The sequence below is a fragment of the Salipaludibacillus aurantiacus genome (assembly GCF_900111295.1).
GTDB classification, from domain to species: domain Bacteria; phylum Bacillota; class Bacilli; order Bacillales; family Salisediminibacteriaceae; genus Salipaludibacillus; species Salipaludibacillus aurantiacus.
This window is the reverse complement of the sequence record NZ_FOGT01000015.1, coordinates 55,843-75,765: the sequence shown is the minus strand read 5'-3', so window position 1 is coordinate 75,765 and position 19,923 is coordinate 55,843. Positions and strand designations below refer to the sequence as shown.

General features: G+C 45.2%; 17 protein-coding genes. 11 read left to right on the top strand and 6 right to left on the bottom strand.

The features are described from left to right. The first annotated feature begins 24 nt into the window (after positions 1-24). From BMW59_RS16225 to BMW59_RS16195, 6 genes are all read left to right on the top strand, one after another. The gene (locus BMW59_RS16225) at positions 25-885 is read left to right on the top strand and encodes an SGNH/GDSL hydrolase family protein (RefSeq protein WP_093054433.1); all 861 of its coding nucleotides are present in this window, start codon (positions 25-27) and stop codon (positions 883-885) included. 664 nt (positions 886-1,549) lie between these two features. After that, positions 1,550-3,613 (top strand): penicillin-binding transpeptidase domain-containing protein, encoded by a 2,064-nt coding sequence (locus tag BMW59_RS16215; RefSeq protein WP_093054429.1) that lies wholly within the window; start codon positions 1,550-1,552, stop codon positions 3,611-3,613. Positions 3,614-3,834: 221 nt separating this feature from the next. Then, positions 3,835-4,089: a hypothetical protein gene (locus BMW59_RS16210; protein WP_093054427.1), complete on the top strand. Its 255-nt coding sequence runs from the start codon at positions 3,835-3,837 to the stop codon at positions 4,087-4,089. 126 nt (positions 4,090-4,215) lie between these two features. Then, positions 4,216-4,770 (top strand): dCTP deaminase, encoded by a 555-nt coding sequence (gene dcd, locus BMW59_RS16205; RefSeq protein WP_093054425.1) that lies wholly within the window; start codon positions 4,216-4,218, stop codon positions 4,768-4,770. A 264-nt stretch (positions 4,771-5,034) separates the two neighbouring features. Beyond that, positions 5,035-5,937 (top strand): ROK family protein, encoded by a 903-nt coding sequence (locus tag BMW59_RS16200; protein ID WP_093054424.1) that lies wholly within the window; start codon positions 5,035-5,037, stop codon positions 5,935-5,937. A gap of 185 nt (positions 5,938-6,122) precedes the next feature. After that, positions 6,123-7,805, top strand: a complete 1,683-nt coding sequence (locus BMW59_RS16195) for a methyl-accepting chemotaxis protein (RefSeq protein ID WP_093054422.1) — start codon at positions 6,123-6,125, stop codon at positions 7,803-7,805. A gap of 88 nt (positions 7,806-7,893) precedes the next feature. Here the strand turns inward: BMW59_RS16195 and BMW59_RS16190 are convergent, their stop codons facing one another. The 6 genes from BMW59_RS16190 to BMW59_RS16165 all read right to left on the bottom strand — a co-directional run bounded on the left by BMW59_RS16190 (position 7,894) and on the right by BMW59_RS16165 (position 12,956). Then, positions 7,894-8,226: a metal-sulfur cluster assembly factor gene (locus tag BMW59_RS16190; protein WP_093054420.1), complete on the bottom strand. Its 333-nt coding sequence runs from the start codon at positions 8,224-8,226 to the stop codon at positions 7,894-7,896. 92 nt (positions 8,227-8,318) lie between these two features. Further along, on the bottom strand, positions 8,319-9,125 hold the full coding sequence (locus tag BMW59_RS16185) for an HAD family hydrolase (protein ID WP_093054418.1): 807 nt from the start codon (positions 9,123-9,125) through the stop codon (positions 8,319-8,321). 279 nt (positions 9,126-9,404) lie between these two features. Then, positions 9,405-10,208, bottom strand: a complete 804-nt coding sequence (phnE, locus tag BMW59_RS16180) for a phosphonate ABC transporter, permease protein PhnE (RefSeq protein ID WP_093054416.1) — start codon at positions 10,206-10,208, stop codon at positions 9,405-9,407. After that, positions 10,208-11,026, bottom strand: coding sequence for a phosphonate ABC transporter, permease protein PhnE (gene phnE, locus BMW59_RS16175; protein ID WP_093054414.1), 819 nt, complete (start codon positions 11,024-11,026; stop codon positions 10,208-10,210). The genes phnE (BMW59_RS16180) and phnE (BMW59_RS16175) overlap by 1 nt, the downstream gene beginning before the upstream one ends. Beyond that, positions 11,026-11,799: a phosphonate ABC transporter ATP-binding protein gene (phnC, locus tag BMW59_RS16170; RefSeq protein ID WP_093054412.1), complete on the bottom strand. Its 774-nt coding sequence runs from the start codon at positions 11,797-11,799 to the stop codon at positions 11,026-11,028. Before phnC ends, phnE (BMW59_RS16175) begins: the two co-directional genes overlap by 1 nt. A 125-nt stretch (positions 11,800-11,924) precedes the next feature. Beyond that, the gene (locus BMW59_RS16165) at positions 11,925-12,956 is read right to left on the bottom strand and encodes a phosphate/phosphite/phosphonate ABC transporter substrate-binding protein (RefSeq protein WP_245733182.1); all 1,032 of its coding nucleotides are present in this window, start codon (positions 12,954-12,956) and stop codon (positions 11,925-11,927) included. Between the two features lie 323 nt (positions 12,957-13,279). On the opposite strand from BMW59_RS16165, the gene BMW59_RS16160 reads away from it, so the two are divergent. The 5 genes from BMW59_RS16160 (at position 13,280) to BMW59_RS16140 (ending at position 19,899) form a co-directional block, all read left to right on the top strand. Next, positions 13,280-13,663 carry a MerR family transcriptional regulator gene (locus BMW59_RS16160; RefSeq protein ID WP_093054410.1) on the top strand — a complete coding sequence of 128 codons (384 nt, stop codon included), beginning with the start codon at positions 13,280-13,282 and terminating at the stop codon, positions 13,661-13,663. Positions 13,664-13,719: 56 nt separating this feature from the next. Continuing rightward, positions 13,720-15,234: a class I adenylate-forming enzyme family protein gene (locus BMW59_RS16155; RefSeq protein WP_093054408.1), complete on the top strand. Its 1,515-nt coding sequence runs from the start codon at positions 13,720-13,722 to the stop codon at positions 15,232-15,234. Between the two features lie 13 nt (positions 15,235-15,247). After that, positions 15,248-16,942, top strand: a complete 1,695-nt coding sequence (locus tag BMW59_RS16150) for an acyl-CoA dehydrogenase family protein (RefSeq protein WP_093054406.1) — start codon at positions 15,248-15,250, stop codon at positions 16,940-16,942. Positions 16,943-17,138: 196 nt separating this feature from the next. After that, the gene (locus BMW59_RS16145; RefSeq protein WP_093054404.1) at positions 17,139-18,350 is read left to right on the top strand and encodes an ROK family transcriptional regulator; all 1,212 of its coding nucleotides are present in this window, start codon (positions 17,139-17,141) and stop codon (positions 18,348-18,350) included. Positions 18,351-18,582: 232 nt separating this feature from the next. Next, positions 18,583-19,899: an ABC transporter substrate-binding protein gene (locus BMW59_RS16140; RefSeq protein WP_093054402.1), complete on the top strand. Its 1,317-nt coding sequence runs from the start codon at positions 18,583-18,585 to the stop codon at positions 19,897-19,899. Positions 19,900-19,923: the final 24 nt, after the last annotated feature.

Genomic DNA, 19,923 nt, shown 5'->3' with positions numbered 1-19,923 from the left:
ATTTCTTTTTAAAGGAGCACAAGCATGAACAAGTACATAGCGGGAGCTGTTATCACTTTATCTTTGTTTATCATTTTATTTGGAAAATACCAGTACGATCAGAAGTTGTCCAATATTTCCACCGATGCTCAGGCTGCGATTTCCAGTGCGGAAAACGTACCTGCAGATGCGGAGGAAAATGAACCGTCAGAAAATGAAAATGAAACAGAAGAAGCAGGCGATGAGCATTTAGAAGGGGAAGAAGAGGAACTGGAAAGGCACTTTGAACACATGCCGGAACCGCTCACGGATGCCATTAAACCAAAGCTTGCGGAAAACGAAACCATCTCTGTGTTAGCTTTCGGTTCACAGTCATTGACTGATTCACAGGACGAAGGGCTCGATCCGTGGCCTGAACTTCTGGAAGAAGAACTGAATGACGCTTTTGATACCGAAGTGTTTTCAGTTGAAACAATGTCGGTCGGCGGCATGACGTCATTGGAGATGATCCAGCAGGGGGTTCACAGAGATGTGGCGGAAAAACAGGCCGATCTGGTTATTATTGAACCTTTACTATGGAACGATAACGGCCAAGTCAGCATTGACCATTCGACTGAACATGTATCGTTATTAATCCAGGCTGTGTTGTCTGAAAATGCACAGGCCGTTCCGATGATTAATCCGTCTCAGCCTGCCTATAATACGGTGAATTATCCGATACAAATTGAAGGTATGCGAACTTACGCTAATGAAAATGATTATATTTACATCGACCATTGGAGTGACTGGCCTGATATTACAGATGAGGAACTGCTTGATTATGTGGACGAAGACGATCACAGGATGCCTACTCAGAAAGGCCATGAGCAATGGAGCAAGAGTATTTTATCCGTTTTTACAGATTAAAAAAGACCCCGGGTGCTGAAGCGAGCCTGGGGCCTTTAAATTCTTATGCAGTTTCAGGAAATTTTAAGAGGTTTTCAAAGATTCCTGGACTTCCTCATCTGTCAGAAAAAAAATTTTATTTGCTGAATACCCTTTAAAGCACCTTGGGCACTGGTATGGAAAAGAATTTTTTTTACTAGTTGCTGATTGTCTGATATCCGGAGCCTGATCGCCATATGTATCCTTTGCCAGCTGATTCCATGCTGAAATATGATCTGTTGTGGAACAATTGGGACACTCTGCATAAGTCGCTTCCAGTATTTTTCTTTGCCTTGCTGTCTTCCAAAACACCAAAATCACCACCGGGGACAAAGTTAAACTAACTATACTATAAAAGAATAATGTCATAATGTGGCATCTTTTATCGATTTTAAAATTATAGACTAGTTTAATGGAGGGGAGTATAGGTCTTTTTGATACAGTTTAGGAAGGATACGGTTAAAATTTGGGATTTTTAAAATTATCGTGTGAAAACAAATCAGGCGGGGATCACTGCCGCGGCACGACCCTACTGATTTGCCATTAATTTAAACAATTCTAAGGCCATTAGCGAATCTTTTTCCACATTAACGGTTGATAACAAATTTTTTTATATAAGAGTGAGGAAAAAAGGGGGATTTAGAAATTGAGACACACAACATTATTTATCAGTTTATCTGCATTATTATTAGCGGGCATGACCGCCTGTACGGGAGATGAGCCTGAAAATCCTGAAGAGACTTTGGAAGGGTACACAGAAGCGTGGAGCGAAAAAGCTTTCTCAGAGATGCCTGACTACCTTACTGAAAATTCCAGGGTGGAGGTTGCCGGCTTTGAGTGGGATTTTGAAGAAAGATATGACGCTATTTACGGGGAATTAGGGATTGACACTATTAATATATCTTTTGAGAGTGTGGATTTTGAAGAAGAAGAGATTGATTTAGATGAGTTGGAAGAAATCGATTATCCGGTATCAGTCGAAATGGACACGGCAGCCGGTGTGCTGTCTTATGATACGGAAATCGCCCTTACTAAATTCATCCCTGGTAACGAGGAAGAAGAGAATGAAGCGGAATGGGGAGTTGAATGGGATCCTTCTCATTTTATAAAAGGAATGGAGGAGCCGGAAGACACGGTTTCAATTGAAACGGAGCAGCCGGCAAGAGGCGGTATTTTTGACAGGAACGGCGAAAGCCTTGCAGTAAATGGTGACATTTATCAGGCCGGGATTGTCCCTGAACGCACGGAGGATTTGGAAGAAACTATTGAACAGTTTGCCGAGGTGCTGAACCTGGATGAAGAGCGGGTGGCTGATCTTGCAACCCGGTATCCCGATAATCCTGACTGGAACGCTCCTATTCAAAACCTGTCTATTGACGATGACAGGCTTGAAGACTTGCTTGAAATTCCCGGCGTGGGTGCAGGCAAAGTTGAAGGACGGGTGTATCCTCACGGGGAAAGCACCGGTCATCTTATCGGTCACATCGGCTCAATTACAGCTGAAGATTTAGAAGAGCGGGAAGGTGAGGGCTACGGCTCAACTTCTGAATTAGGCAAGAATGGGATTGAACTGCTTATGGAAGAAGAATTGCGCGGCAGCCCGGGAATGACCGTCTCTATTAACAGGGAAGACGGCGAGTTAAGGGAAACAATTCTTGAAACAGAGCCGGAGAACGGGGAAGATCTCTATTTGACGCTGGACATAAGCATCCAGGATAAAATGTATGGGGTCCTTAATAATGATTCCGGTGCGGGCGTAGTAATGGATCCGAAAACAGGAGAGACGCTGGCACTGGTAAGCGTACCGACCTTTAATTCGAATTTGAGGTACTTGCAGCTTCCTGACCCGCGGGCGGAAGATATGGAGGATATAAATATTTTATTCGAGCGCCGTTTTCAGGGGGCTTATTCGCCGGGATCTGTGTTTAAACCTTTGACCGCAGCAGCGGGACTGGAAGAAGGGACACTGGATCCTGAAGAAGAGCTGGTCATAGAAGGAAAGCAATGGCAGCCGGATGACAGCTGGGGCGGTTACCGTGTCACAAGGGTGAATGATGAGGAGACTAATGTTGATTTGCAGACGGCAATGATGCGTTCAGATAACATTTATTTTGCCAGACAGACACTTGATATGGGTCAGGAATCATTTGAGGAGTGGGCAGGCAAGTTTGGTTTTGGAGAACCGTTTCCATATGATTTTCCTTTATATAGTTCCACCCTTGCTAATGAGGACATAGAAAATGAGATTTTACTGGCTGACTCAGGCTACGGCCAAGGAGAAGTTCAGGTTACTCCGGTTCATATGACTGCTTTGTATACGATGTTTCTGAATGACGGCAACCTTATTTACCCGTTGTTGTTTTCAGACGGTCTCCAAAACGAAAACGAGGGGGAAATGGAGGAACTGATTTCTCCCGAAAATGCCGAAATTGTCCGGGAGTCGCTTATAAGTGTGGTTGAGGATGCTGACGGAACTGCCTACCGGTCCGATGCGGGGCACAACCGGGCTCTTGCCGGAAAAACAGGGACAGCCGAATTAAAAGAGGAACAGACAGCCGAGGATGGAGAGCAAATCGGCTGGTATGTGAGTTTCGATTATGAAGAAGAAGACTACTTGACCACTATTATGGTTCAAAATGCAGAGGAGCGGGGCGGAAGCAGTTATGTCGTCGACCTCGCAAATGAATTCTGGGAAAAGGTAGAGGAATAAGGAAAAAAATGGGGGGTCTGTCCCCCCATTTTTTTGTAAGTGACGCTTTTGTGAACCCTATTGTAATTTAAGGGAGATTATTTTATATTATAACTATCAAGTTAGTGAAATGATTCACAAAACACTATGACGATGTTGTTAACCTATCAGTAAGGATAATTCGATATTTATTTAAATGATTTTGTGAAACTATTCACAATTATTTTGAGGAGGAATGTGCGATGTTACAAATTACAGAGCGTGCTGCAAATATTTATAAGGAAGAGATGGAACTGGGTGGAGAAGAAGAAATTCGCTTGTTTGTAAGAGGTGCGGAAGGCTTTTTCCTTGGTGTAGACAGAGACAATTCAGAAGCCGATGACTGGAAATGTGTTGTTAACGGAGTAAGGTTCTTTATTAAAGAAGATGACCTTTGGATGTTTGACGGAAAAACACTCGATTTTTGTGAAAAAGGCGACTGCATTAAGCTGCACTAAATGAATAAATTCTTAAGGCTTCCCGGGATTACGGGAAGCCTTTTTAATTACCGTAAAGATAGAGTTTCAATAAAAGGCATGATAAAATAAGATTAATAAAAAGGTATACAAGGAGGCTGACGGACGATGATTTTAAGCGGTAAAACAATTTCAGAAAAACTCTCCAATGAAGAAATGGTCATCAAACCAATGACCTCTGAACAAATTCAGCCAGCCTCAGTAGATTTGCGGCTCGGACATCATTTTCTCGTTATTGACGACCATTTAAGCACTAAACTGTCTTTGACTGCTGAAGCGGCATACCGCGAAATTGATGTGGGCGACCGGGGATCCATTGTCATTCCTCCGCAGTCATTTCTGCTGGCCACAACGAAAGAGTACATAGAAATCCCTTCTTCCTTAACAGCGTTTGTTGAAGGGAGAAGCTCAATTGGCCGGCTCGGGCTGTTTATCCAGAATGCAGGCTGGGTTGATCCGGGTTTCCGCGGCCATATTACACTGGAACTGTATAATGCAAACCGGCTGCCGATCGAACTGGATGTTAACCGGCGTATCTGCCAGCTCGTTCTGGCTGAAGTAGACCAGGAAGCGAAACCGTATGAAGGGAAATATCTTGACCAGAAACACGCTACCGCGAGTCGGGTTCAGCTCGACTATGAAAACAGAAACAGGCTTGAATAGAAAAAAAGCTGTGAGAGATGGTCTCGCAGCTTTTTTGTTGGTTTGTTAATTTGGAATAAAATGAGTGAGATGAAAGAGGAAGTAGTTGTTAGAGGGAAGTTAGTCAGGATGGATGGGAACAAGGTAAAATTATAGAATTAAGAGTAAGATTTAATATGAAGGGCTGGCCGGCATATAAGGTTACCGCGGGAACGGCTATAATAGTCCTTGGCGCCGAACCTTTGAAATCGGCTTTCTGGTACAGAAAAAGAAGGAGGGGTTCATGTGAAGAATGAGATAAAACGGATTGGGATAGATATTGGCGGCACGACGATTAAAGCGGGACTGATTAATGACCGTGGAGACGTGGTTGACCACCGGGAAATAGAGACGCCAAAAACGCCGGAAGAAGGCATTAATACAATCAGTGAAATGACAGCTGATTGGCAAAAGGAGGCTGAAGAGGCAGTCGGAGTAGCGGCTCCGGGACCGATGGATTTAGCCCGCGGGCTGTTTTTGGATCCGCCTAACTTGCCGGGATGGCACGACTTTCTTTTTGTGGATGCTTTTCAAAAAAAGACAGGGAAGAGATGCCTTTTTGAAAATGACGCCAATGCTGCAGCAGTCGGGGAGTATATTGCAGGAGCAGGCCGTGATGCCAAAAGTCTTGTGTACATAACGATCAGTACGGGAATCGGAGCTGGTATTGTGCTAAACGGACAGCTCCTTTCAGGGGCCCAGTTCAGTGCGGGTGAGGTGGGCAACATGATTATTTCCGAGGAAGGAGCCGCCCAGGCAGGACTGAATCAGGGAGCCTGGGAGTCGCTTGCTTCCGGTACGGCGATGAAGAAAAAAGTGAAAGAGGTATTCGGACTGGAGGAAGGCGCTAAAGAGCTGTTACAGCTCGTTGAAAAGAAAGACGCCGAGGCTCTCAGGATTTTTGACAGATGGATTGGACATTTAGCTTCAGGGATCGCCAACATTGTCCACGTTATCAATCCTGAAATGATCGTACTGGGCGGAGGTGTCATGCAAGGAAAAGAAATTATCCTGCCGCACCTGAAGCCGGCGGTAAAAAGAAAAGTGTACGCCAGTTTAGAAGACTCCGTCATGATTGAGCCTGCCCGCTTAGGGACGAAAACAGGCGTCATCGGCGCCTCATTCCTCCCTCTCATCCAGCGATTGTAAATAAATGGGGGGTCTGACCCCGAATGTTAGCTGTAAAATACTGGGGGGTCTGACCCCGAATGTTAAAAAGACCTATGAAAATTTGCATGATTTATGGATGTTTACTGGCTTTTTCCTATCTAAAATAATACTTTGGATGTATTATTTTGGAATTAAAAGGCGGGGTGAAGTGATTGTTTAGGAACATGAAAATACTTACAAAGTTTCAATTGCTTATGTTTGGAACGGTTATAGGGTTGTCGGCCATATTGATTGCGGTGACCTTTTCTGAAGTAAGGAGCGGAATCGAAAGTTTTGCTGCTGAAAAAGCGGGGTCTGATCTGAATCTAGCGTATCATTATTTAGATGAAAGGTTTGACGGCCAGTGGCAGATTCAAAATGGCGAGCTGTATAAAGGGGACCACAGAATTAACGAAGATTACGAACTGGCTGATGAAATTGCTGATATGACAGGCGGCCTGGTGACCATTTTTCAAGGCCGGCAGCCGGTCACAACAAATTTGATTATTAATGACGAACGGGCGGTTACGGTTGAAGCAGAAGGGGAAGTGACAGAGCTCGTACTTGGTGAAGGAGAAATGTATTACGGGGACGCAGATATTCTCGGGACCGAGCTTCAAACTGCCTACCGGCCGGTTTTTTCGGCAGACGGGGAGATCGTCGGGATGCTCTTCACAGCGGCTTCCCAGGAAGTCATTAACTCGATCATGTCTGAAATTATTACTATGATTATCATTATCCTTGCGGTGATCCTTGGATTGATTGCTGTTCTGCTGATATTTTTTACGAGAAAAATCAAGTCGCGGATTCAGATGCTTCAGGACAGCCTCCACCGTGCAGGTCAGGGAGATTTCCGTGCTGACAGCCGTGAGGAAACTCGAAATGACGAAATAGGGCAGATCTCAGCCAGTTTTTCAAAGATGAAAGATAATTTAAGCGGGCTGCTGCAAAATGTCACCTTTGCTTCTGAACAGTTAGCATCTTCTTCAGAGGAACTGACCGCGACGAGCGACCAGTCTGCGAAAGCTGCCGAGGAAGTAGCACAAACAATTGAAGATATTTCTAAAGGTGCTTCTGACCAGGCGGCTGATACGGAAAAAGGGGCTGAGGAAGTGAATGATCTCGGTGCCATTATCGAACAGGATCAGGCGTATGTTGAAAGCTTAAACGGCATTGCTGCTGAGATGGCGGCGTTAAAAGATAAAGGGATGGCTCTGGCTGCGGAGCTGGTGGAAAAAACAACAGCCAATAACAACGTGACAGAAGATGTACATCGCATCATTTCCGAAACAAATGAAAATACAGAGAAAATTGACAGCGCAAGCGGCATGATTAAGAGCATTTCGGAACAGACTAACCTGCTGGCACTGAATGCGTCTATTGAAGCCGCAAGAGCGGGCGAAGCTGGAAAGGGTTTCTCTGTAGTGGCTGAAGAAATCAGGAAGCTGGCGGAGCAGTCAAATAAATTTTCCGAAGAGATTTCCGGGATCATTCATACACTCGGGGAAAAAACAGATAAAGCCGCGGATAAAATGGAAGAGTCAAAAGAAATGGCACGCATCCAGTCAGAAAGTGTGAGTCACACAACGAGCACTTTTAAAGGCGTCGCGGAAGCGATCGAGCGGATGAGAGCTACTCTAAAGGAACTAAGCGATTCGGGAGTTCATTTAAATGGTAAAAAAGAAGAGATCATCCGTGTTATGGAAAATCTCTCTGCGATATCAGAAGAAAACGCGGCAAGTACACAAGAGATCTCCGCGGCAGTCGAAGAGCAGACAGCCTCAATGGAAGAAATCGCAAGTTCAAGCGAAACCCTGGCCAAGCTCGCAGAAGACCTCCAGGAAAACGCCAGCAAATTTCAGTATTGAAAAGGAAATAAATGGGGGGTCTGACCCCTTTGTGAAATAAAACCGCAGCCCCTGTCGTCCCAGGGGCTGCGGTTTTGCGTTTTAAAATTTAGTTGTCGGCGACTCCTAAAGCGATTTTCGCATAACGGGACATCATTTTTTTGTCCCAAGGCGGGCTCCATACAATTTCAACATCCACTTCGCCAATTTCGCCAATTTCCTGAAGTTCTTTTAACGCGTTTTTAATTTCACTTACAATCGTTCCGGCAAGCGGGCATCCCATTGACGTCAAGGTCATTTCGATAAAAACGTTTTGGTCGTCGTCCAAATCGACTTTATACACGAGTCCCAGGTTAACAATGTCCACTCCAAGTTCCGGGTCAATCACCTTTTCCAGTTCCGCATAGACGCGATCGACCATTTCCTGTTTCTCATCGGACATGTTTATCGCCTCCTTTACCCTTAGTGTACCCATAGCCCCAATAAAATGAAAATAAACTGCATACTGGGAATAGCTGGGGGGTCTGTCCCCCCTTATTTTTCCATCCACTCGGTCAGCGTGCTGACCTGATGGAAGTTATCATGGGACACCGAAAGGGGATGGTCGGAAATGTAGACTGCTTTCATACCGAGCAGCAGCGCCGGAGCAATTTCATTTAAAAAGTTGTCGCCTACGGAAACTAAGCGGTGAAGAGGCATGTTGTACATTTTATGCAATTCCATAAAGATATCTTTCGTGAAAGATGGTTTTTGTGCTGAGGAAATGATATGGCTGAACACCCCTGCTAAATCCAGTTCCTTTAGAAGGCGCTGGACATCTTCTTTGTCACTGTTCGTCATAAGGACGATTTGATTTTCTTTTTTCAATTGCAATAAAAATTCGCGCAGATGAGGAATCTTTTCTAATGTGAATGCGTCACTGACCATATACTCTTTCGTTTGCAAGTAACGCGGGTAGCAGTCTTCCACTCCATAATGCTTTGCACACGCAAACGGCAGCCACCAGCCGTCCCCTATCGCCACCAAATTCTCGAAATCAAATTCGACTGGCTCATTGCCGTAAATGGATTCAAGGTTTTCCACCAGCGTGCCGTCCCATCTGTGTGATTCTGCAGCTTTAAGGGTCATCGGATCAACAGTCACGGCAAGATCGTGACGGACATCGTAAGCTTTTCCAATTTTCACTGGATGATCGCCGTTTTTCATTTTCTCATAGTCTTTCTGAAACTGAGTCCGCATCGATTCATCGACATCCTTCATAAGGAGCGATGCATAGTAATCAAAATGAGCTGTCCCTTCATACAGCGTCCCGTCTAAATCAAATATGTATAACTGGTCCATGTGATCCTCCTTTCCTTCGAACCGTCTTTTAAAAATCGAGCCTGGCTGTAGCCGGTTTACTTATACTTTTTAGTATAAGTAAATCCTGCGGTCTCATTAATGAAACGCACACTTTAAAAAATATAGGATTACTTTAAAACGCCAATTTAATCATTCCATCATTTTAAAGGCGTCCTCTGGTCAGCACTCCATCAGCATCAGCCCTTTATTTTTTGCAGCTTAGGCAATATCTATTAATGACCGGCTTCCAAACCATATTTTTTCATTAAAGCAGGCTCATTACACTAATTTCTTTCTAATCTTCCCGCTGAAAAAGTCAATAATGCTTACAAATACTACGACAACAATTAAAATCATTCCGACGTCTTCCCAGGCCCGCTGGTATGTGGCTAAGATAAGAGGTGCACCGATACCGCCGGCGCCAACGATCCCTAACACTGTGGAGGCCCGGACGTCAATTTCAAATCTGTAAATGGAGTAGGAGGAAAACTCAGGCAAAACCTGCGGCAGAACGCCATACCACATCGCCTGAATACGGTTGCCTCCACTTGCTTTAATCGCGTCTACGTTACTTGAATCAATCGACTCAATGACTTCAGCATAGAGTTTTCCAAGCATGCCTATTGAATTGATGCTGATGGCTAACACGCCGGCATATGGACCAATACCTACAGCCGCAACAAAAATGATTGCAAAAATTAATTCAGGGATCGCTCTGATCGCATTAAGAATAGATTTCCCAACGTAAGAAAAACGTTTTGCTGTATTACGGGCTGCCAGAAAAGCTACGGGAACGGCAAGAATAGTAGCTACCGCCACGCCCGCGTAAGCTATGGCAATGGTCTCCAGCATGTAGCCGATATATTCAGGGAACTGAACGATGTAGTCCATAGTTGTTATTGGAACGATAAAAATTCGCCTCAAGGTGTCAAGCGGAGAGGCAGCTGAACCGGAAACTGAGAAAGGTGTAGTAGCGAATGCCGTAATATACAGGATACTCAGGATCAGCAGGATCAGATAAGACGTATACTTACCCTTTTTGGTCATCCCTTTCCGCAGGGATATTTTTTCATTACTGTTCATTATTCTAATCGCTCCCTTACGCGATTACTGACTAAATCGATGATTGTAATCGTTAAGAATGTCATAAAAATAATTGTGGCCACGTTATCATAGTTAAACATGTTTAACTGCTGGCGGAGGATAATCCCGATTCCGCCTGCGCCTACGAACCCAAGCACGACTGAAGCTTTTACATTAATCTCCAGCACATACAGGGTATAAGAGGCAAACTGCGGCAGGATTTGCGGCATCACTCCATAAGTAATTACCTGAAACACATTTCCTCCGGAAGCCCTCACTGCTTCCAGGGGCCCGGGATCAATTGCCTCGATTGTCTCGCTGATAAGCTTGGCTAAAATCCCGAGTGAAAACACCGTTAAGGCAAGAATACCGGAAACGGCGCCAATACTGACTAACGCGACAAATACTACGGCCAGAATAATTTCAGGAATAGTTCTGAGCAGGTTGAACGCATTTCTGATTGCCTGATAAAAAAGCGGATTTTTATTAATATTACTTGCAGCGAGGAAGCTTAAAGGTAACGCGGCGACAGCAGCCAGCGTGGTGCTGAATAACGCCATATTCCAAGTTTCCAGAAGGCTCATAGCAACGCGGGGAAGATAACCCCAATTAGGCGGCCATAAATCTTCGACGACGAAGTAAAACATAATCGGCAGCCCTTCAATCACACGGTCAGGAAACGCTTGAGTCTGGTAGGCTGACAACACATACAACCCTAAAACCGCCAGTAAAACTGAACCTATGTACCACTTAAACCCTTTTGGAGTGAGCGGGTAGCGTGTTGGGGCGGAATCATGATTTTTCTCCAAATTCGGCATCAGCTCTCATCTCCTCCAAGAAGATCGTCTTCCTTAATAGGACGTCCGTAAATTTCCTCGAATGTCTTCTCAGACACCTGGTCGATCGGTCCGTCAAATACCACTTCACCGTCACGCAAGCCGATAATCCGGTCGGCGTACTCCTGTGCCATATCAATAAAGTGCAAATTAACAAGAGTCGTTAAATTATCTTCTTTACTCACTCGCCTTAAGTCTTTCATAACTTTATGGGAAGTAGGGGGATCAAGGCTGGCCACCGGTTCATCGGCTAAAATGACTTTAGGCTGCTGTGTTAAAACCCGGGCAATGCTCACCCGCTGCTGCTGTCCACCGCTTAACTGGTCGGCACGCACATAGGCTTTTTCCTGGATTCCCACACGATTAAGGTTGCCCATAGCCATCTGCAGGTCTTCCTGCGGAAATAAGCCGAGCATGCTTCTAAGTGTGCCGGTATGACCAAGACGCCCTGCCATAACATTCCGGAGCACTGACATGCGTTTGACGAGATTATAATTCTGAAAAATCATTCCTACTTCTGTCCGAAGTTTTCTAAGGTGTTTTTCTTTATAGGAAAGAATATTCTCATTATCTATCAGCAGTTCACCTTCAGTCGGAGTGACCATCCGGTTAATGCTTCGGATTAATGTCGATTTACCTGCTCCCGACATTCCAACTACCACCACAAATTCCCCATCATTAATCTTGAGGTTGATATTTTTTAACCCCTGGTGGCCGTTAGGGTATACCAACGACACATTTTTAAACTCTATCACTCTAGTCACCATCCCAATCCATCACTTTTACTATTAAACAGAAAAAAAGAAGGGGACTGCCGGCAGCTGTGAAAAGCACTCCCAGTGACGACAGACACCTTCTCCATAAACCGTTAAAGCTTAAACTAGTTTGCTAGATCGTCTTCGAACTCTGCAAATACATCACGGACAATGTCATAATCTGAAGACTCAGCTATTGCTACACCGTCCCAAGTATAGATTTCATGCATCACTTCAAGCATTTCCTCGTTGTCATTTAAGCTCATGAAAGCGTCTTGAATCTGTTCTTTAAGGTTATCTGACAGTTCACTTCTCACAGAGATAGTGTCATTAGGAATTTCATCTGTGTAACCGATCACGCGGAGGTCCTCATGGATGTCAGGGAACTCATCAGCCAGTGTATCCCGCGCGTCATCGAAAGTAGTGGCAAAGTCAGCCTGCTCGTCAATTAACTGCATAATCGCATTATCATGTCCGCCAACGCTTAAACGCTGGAATTGGTTATCAAGGTTTTCAACACCCATATCCATCAGCTGTTTGGCAGGGAATAAAAAGCCGGATGTTGATAAGTCATCTGGATAAGCCCATACAAGCCCTTCTTCTTCAAGCAGGTCATCAAGGTCCTCAATATGGGAATCAGCCGGCACTGTGTATTGTGCTACGTAGGAATCGCTGCCGTGGCGAATGGATTTTAGAATCACTTCAACACCTGCGCGGTCTTCAGCTTGTACAAAACCGAACGGGTTCAGGAAGCCGATATCTACCTGCTGGGTTCTCATCGCTTCAATAAGTCCGCTGTAATCGACCATTACTTCCGCCCGAACGTCGATGCCAAGCTCTTCTGATAAAAATTCTTCTAATGGCTCAGCAGTCGTCGCTATTTCAGCAGCATCCTGGGAAGGAATAAAGCCCATCACAAGTTCGTCTACATCTTCTTCAACTGCCTCATTCGAATTGTTTTCTGTATTGCTGCTATTATTGTTTTCGTTGTTTGTATTATTTTCATTGTTTGAATTATCATTTTCTTCCACGTTATTATCAGCGCCACTATTAGTGTTGCCATTGTTGTCCATACTCGCCTCGTTATTCTCACCACAGCCAGCTAATACTGTCATGACCCCGCCTAATGCTAAAACGTACCCTAATCGTTTAATCACTCGTAAACCCTCCACTTTGATATGTATTTTTTGTTAGGCCTGTTTTTATTTAACTTCGGCCTTCCAAGGCAAATTATTGTCTAACTGAAATAGCAAGTCAACGAGATTTACCAAAACTTTACACCGTATTTACAAGACTATTATCCTGGTTAACAATATTCATAAAATATTTATCTGGGAATAACTGGGGGGTCTGACCCCTATGTATGGAAATAACTGGGGGGTCAGACCCCATAAGGAGACCTCTTGACATTTACGTTAACGTCAATGGTAAATTAGTAGAGTGAGAATTTTCCAAAAATTAAAAAGGGCAGGGACTTAGGATGAGTATGACAATCAGGGAAGTGGCTCAGAAATTTGAAGTGAGTCCGAGGACCCTCCGCTATTACGAGGAGATCGGTATACTGTCTCCAGAGCGGACGGACAACCTTCAACGGCACTACTATAAGAAAGATATCGCAAGGCTCCGGTTAATCTTACGGGGGAAGAAGTTCGGTTTCACACTTGATGAAATTAAAGAAATGGTGACGCTCTTTGACAGCGACAGAACGGGGGAGAAGCAGCTCGAACGGACGATTGCTTACGGCGAAGCCAAAATCAAGGAGGTTGATGACCAGATTGACGAACTGAAAGCGCTGAAAGCCGATATGGAAATGTTCAAGTCACTGTTTGAAGATGAACTGAAGAAAATCAGACATAGCAGGTGACTCTTAAGGGGGGCGCCACTAACTGCAAACAAAAATGATTAATCAGGAGGGGTTTTATGAATCTATCAGAACTTCTAGCTAGAAATGGACGCAAATACTCAGGGAAAACAGCCGTCCAGGAAAAGAATAAAGACATGACGTACGGCGAACTCGACCGGCAGGTGACGAAGTTTGCGAATGGGTTAAAAAACCTGGGAGTGTCTCAAGGTGACAAAGTCATGCTCTTTATGCCGAATACCTCTTCTTTTCTAATTACTTATTTTGCAACTCTCAGGCTTGGCGGGATCATTGTCCCTGTAAGCGCAAGGTTAACAGGGGAAGAATTGGCCTATATGCTCAGCCACAGCGAGGCTAAAGTGATGGTCATCGACCATATACTTTACAACTCCTGCGCCTCACTTCCGGCCAAGTTTGAAAATGTGGTGTTTGTCAAAACAGGTGAAAAAGTGGAAGGGTGGGGTTCATTTGAATCACTTCTTAATGAAGGCGGTAACACGCCGATCGAATGCGGGACAAAAGAAGATGATCTTGCGACAATGCTTTATACGTCAGGAACGACAGGTAAGCCAAAAGGGGTTCTTTTTTCAAACAGAAACATTCTGAGTGTGGCAGCGATGATGGCTGTTGAAATGGAAATGAAGCCGGAGAGCAAAATGCTTCATATGATGCCGCTCAGCCATTCAGCGCCGTTACATTTATTTTTGGCAGCCGGGACATACGTCGGAGCCACGCATTGCCTGTCGCCAACATTTACACCGGAACTGCTGCTCGAGTCTGTGGAAAAGTGGCGGACAACCCACTTTTTTGGTGCGCCTGTTGCCTACCTTCTTTCAGCGAAAGACCCGTCTATAAACGAGAGGGATCTTTCATCCATGACCCACTGGGTGTATGGCGGAGCCCCTTTAGGAAAAAAAGAAGTGACCTTCATGCAGCAAGCCTTTAAATCAGATCGTTTTTATTGTGTTTACGGACTTACCGAAGCGGGTCCAAACGGCACGCTGCTCTTGCCTGAGGAACATGAGGAGAAAGCCGGCAGCATCGGCAGGCGGGCTGCCCTGAATGCTGAAATAAAACTCGTGAACGAACAGGGGGAGGAAGTAAATACTGGTGAACCGGGAGAAATTATTCTCCGCGGTGAAGGTAATATGGTGAGGTATGATAAAGAACCTGAAAAAACAGCTGAAACTTTAAAAGATGGCTGGCTCTTTACCGGAGATATGGCTAAAAGAGACGAGGACGGTTATTACTGGGTCATCGACCGTAAGAAAGACATGATCATTTCAGGCGGGGTCAATATTTTTCCAAAAGAAATTGAAGAAGTGTTAAGCACCCATCCGGCTGTGGCTGAATGTGCTGTAATCGGCGCCCCGCACGAGGACTGGGGAGAAACAGTTACTGCTTATATTGCTGTGAAAGACGGAGAATCTGCCGATGAAAGTGAGTGGAAATCATTCCTGCAGGAAAAAGTGGCCGACTATAAAATCCCTAAACACTTTCATGTGATTGACCAGCTGCCGCGAAACCCGACTGGAAAAATATTAAAACACCATTTAAGAAAAAATCATGTATAAGAGGTGACGGAAAATGAATTTTTACACAAATGATTCATTGCTTAAAGAGATCTTAAAAGAAAAGCTGGACGATGAATTTTTCCACTGGGCAGACCGGCAACTGGAGCGGTTCGGGCACCGCTGCGCCACTGAGATTGATGAGCGGGCGAGACATACAGACAGAGAAGGGCAGCCGCAGCTCATTAAATACGATAAATATGGAAATGATCAGTCAAAAGTATGGGTGAATGAAGGGTACCGGCGAACCGTTGAAGAAACGTACGGTGAAGGAATAGTCGCCCACGTCCACCGGGAAATACCGGCTCTGAACAGAAAAGGAAATTATTTGTACTCGTTCGCGCAAGGTTACCTTTTGTCCCAGTCAGAGCCAGGCTTTTACTGCCCAGTCACGTTAACGATGGCTACAGCTTATTTGCTTGACCGGTACGGCGATGACGAATTGAAACAGAGGTTTTTGCCGCATGTGCTGTCCACCGGTGAGACGGAATTATACGAAGGAGCCACGTTTCTCACTGAGCGCCAGGGAGGATCAGACGTAGGCGCCAACGAGACGGAAGCCCTCTATGTGAACGAAGACGGGGACGGGCACTACAGGCTTTACGGTGAAAAATATTTTGCCAGTAATGCGGGGATGTGCGGGGTGGCGATGGTGCTAGCCCGAATCGCGGATGCCCAGGAAGGAACGAAGGGGCTGTCCCTGTTTCTGGTGCCGTGGCGCACAGAAAACGGGGAACTGAACAGGCTTTCCATCAGACGCTTAAAAGACAAGTTAGGGGTAAAAGCAGTCCCGTCCGGTGAAGTGGAATTTGATGGAGCGAAAGCGTACCTCGTAGGTGATCCGTCAAGAGGCTTTTACTATATGATGGAGGCGCTCAACTTATCGCGAATCTGCAATGCCGTGGCATCGGTGGGGATTATGAGGCGGGCCTATACAGAGGCGAAGGCATACGCGGAAGAGCGCTCTGCGTTTGGCCGGGCGTTATCCGATTACCCGATGGTTCAGGATTCGCTTGTGAGGCTCAAAGTGAAGCTTGATGCGGAACTGCTCACGACGTTTGAACTCATCGGCTCTTATGACCAGTGGTACAACGGTGATTCCACGCCTGAAAAAGACGGGCTTCTGCGTCTGTTGATCGCCCTTATAAAAGCTGAAACAGCAGACCAGGCCATTCATTTTTCCCATGAAGCGATCGAAATGCTTGGGGGGAACGGGTATATAGAGGACTTTGTGACGCCAAGGCTGCTGCGCGATGCCCAGGTTCTGACCGTCTGGGAAGGCACCCGAAATATACTCGGGCTTGAAGTCCTCCGGCTCATGGATAAATTTCAAGTCCACACGGTTTTTACGGCCTATCTGAACGAACAGACGGCAGATTTGGTCAAACTGGAAAATGAGACTGCTGTGGAGGAAGTGAAAGACGCAATCAGCGCCCTTGAAGAGGAGATGGCGGAGCTTGCAGGACTGGATGCTATGGAAAAAACGCGTTATATTAAACCTCTGTCGAAAAAAATGGTCACTGTGCTTGAGTCAGTCATGCTTCTGAAGAGGGCATCAGCTAAACCGGATGACGAAACAGCTTTATTAACGGCACACGTGTACGTGCAAGATCAGCTGCTCCCGTTATTTAATAAAAAAGGCAGCGGCTGGACACAGGAAGAAGGAAAACAAATCCTGGCCGGCACCAGCATGGAAGTCAGTAAAAGGTAAAAACTGGGGGGTCTGTCCCCCCAGTTTTTGTTATTTCACAAAGGGGTCAGACCCCCCATTAATTCCCATGTCTTTTTTAAATAATTTTACAATGTTTCGTTTATTTGCGTATAATATAGTTAAGTTTAAATGTTCACATTGTTTCTTAAATATTAAAACTTTAGGTGATGAGCGACATACAGGGAGTGTGAAAGATATGGTACAGAACATCACAGGCAGTTTTCAGCTTATGAAATCATTAAACAGGTCGCTGGTTTTAAATATTATCCGCAAGGAAGAGGCGATCTCAAGGACAGATATAGCCAAGAAAGCGAACCTGACACCGCCCACCGTCTCAACGATAGTCAGTGAACTGCTCGAAACGGGGATTATCCGGGAGTTTAAAATCGGAGAATCAAAAGGCGGCCGTAAACCGATTTTATTATCAATCAACTATAATAATTATTTTGTAATTGGAGTCGATGTAGGAACAGAGGAAGTTCGTGCAGGTTTAACTAACCTGAATGCCGAAATTCTTGCTACTAAAAAACAAAAACTCGCTACGGGCATGACCAAAAATGAGTTCGTAACGATTCTGGAACATCTCATACGATCGCTTCTTGAGAACGAAAAAGTGGATAAGACAAAAGTGATCGGGATAGGCATCGGGATGCACGGAATTGTTGATCACGAAAAGGGGATTAGTATTTATGCCCCTCATTTCGGGTTTGAAAATATTCCTCTTAAAGATAAAATTGAAAACGTTTTCGATATTCCTGTGACTGTGGAAAACGATGCCCGTTCGCTTGCATTAGCGGAATTGTGGTTCGGGAACGGGCGGGATGCCCAAAACCTTGTATGCATTAACGTCGGAGACGGAATCGGGGCAGGTATTATCCTTAATGGCCAGCTGTTTCACGGGAAACATAATATCGCGGGGGAGTTCGGCCATATGATTGTCGACTTAAATGGCCGCCAGTGCACGTGCGGAAGCTACGGCTGCCTGCATACCGTCGCTAGCGGTATCCGTATCAAAGAAAGAGTCACCCAGGAGATCACCATAGGAAGAAGAACGATTATTCCCGACCTTGTAGACGGGAAAAAAGAAGAGATTACAGGCGCCACGGTCCATGAAGCTGCAAAAAGAGGCGATGCTTTTGCTGTAGAGGTGCTCGATGAAGCAGGCAGGTTTCTAGGAATCGGCATAACTAATTTAATTAATTTTATGAACCCGGATAAAATTATTGTCGGCGGAGGCGTTTCAAAAGCAGGAGATTTTATTATGGCTCCGTTAAAAGAGACGGTAAAGAAGCGGGCAATGACGACAGATGCCAAATCGACGGAGATAACCGTATCAGAGCTTGCCGCCCAAGGGACGATGATTGGCGCCGTTACGCTTGTACTTAAACAATTATATGACCGGTCATAAAAACAGCAATCAACCCCCAGTAAATACCAGTCACTAAATATTCAAAAAATACTTTTCATTTTTGATAAGGTGTGATACATTATCCCTAGTTACTAATTTAATTTAAAAAAGTTTTGATAACGCTTTAAGGCATTGTTGGAAAAACGCAGGCGTGTCGTTAAATAAGAAGACACCCATTTTTTTCATAACCCTTGAAAGCGGATACAAAACTAAATCAAGGGGGAAATAACAAATGAAACCATGGAAAACAATGTTAGCTGGTGCTTTGTCTGTTTCTATGCTCGCTGCGTGCGGAGGAAATGATGGCGCTGATGGAGGCGCTGACGGTGAAGCTGACCCGGATGAGGTGTCCGGTGAGATTACTGTCTGGGGCTGGAATGTGGCAGCTGCTTCTATGGAAATTGCAATTGAAGGCTTTCAGGAGGAATACCCTGATGTCGATGTGACAGTGGAAGATATCGGCCGTGAAGATTTATATGACCGTTTAACTGTTGGTTTAGCGGCAGGCGGATCAGGTCTTCCGGATGTCACCATGGTTGAAACCGATCGTCTCGACAACTACATCGCAGAATTTCCGGATGGTTTCGTCAACCTTAGTGAGTATGGATTCGATGAGCATGAAGATAAATTTGCCGAGTCAAAAATCGAAACAATGAAAAATAATGACGGAGACTTCGTAGCGGCACCGTGGGATATCGGGCCGGCAGGTGTCTTCTATAATATTCCTCTATTTGAGGAAGCGGGCGTAAATCCGGACGATATCGAAACGTGGGATGACTATATTGCAGCCGGTGAAACGATCCTTGAAGAAACCGAAGCGCAAATGCTTCCTGTTGATATTTCCGCAGATGATAACTTGTTCCGTATGATGTTGAATCTTCAGGGAACCTATTATTTTGACGAAGATGGAAACATCAATCTTCACAACGAAGAAGGACAGCAGGCATTATCGACAATTAAAGAAATGCGGGAAAAAGATCTCGTTGCGAATGCTGACGGCTGGGATGGCACCGTCACAGCGACAGTAAACAACCAGGTAGCCACTGTGCCGTTCGGCGTCTGGTATGCTGGAACGATTATGGACCAGGCACCTGAACAGGAAGGCGAGTGGGGTGTATTCAAACTTCCTGCTTTTGAAGAAGGCGGCAACCGTGATGCGAACCTTGGAGGTTCAGACTTAACAGTCATTAACGGGTCTGATAATGAGCAGGCAGCTTACGCTTTCGTTGAATACTTTACAACTGACTCTGACGCCCAGGTTAATGCGTTAAGTGAGTACGGTATCTTCCCTTCACTCCTTGAAGCATACGATGATCCATTCTTTGAGGAAGAAGATGAGTACTTTAACAATGAGCCGATCTGGAGCTTGTTTGCAGATATTTCTGAAGGCGTCCTTCCGGCAAACTATACAAGCGACTATGCAAGAGCCCTCCGCTATTCTTCTGATGCACAGGCTAACGCGCTGCTTCAGGATGCGGATCCGGCAGAAGCTTTAAGAGAAGCGGCCGACATGATTGCAAATGAAACGCAAAGAGACATTAACGAATAAGAATTTAAAAGAGAGAAGAGCGTC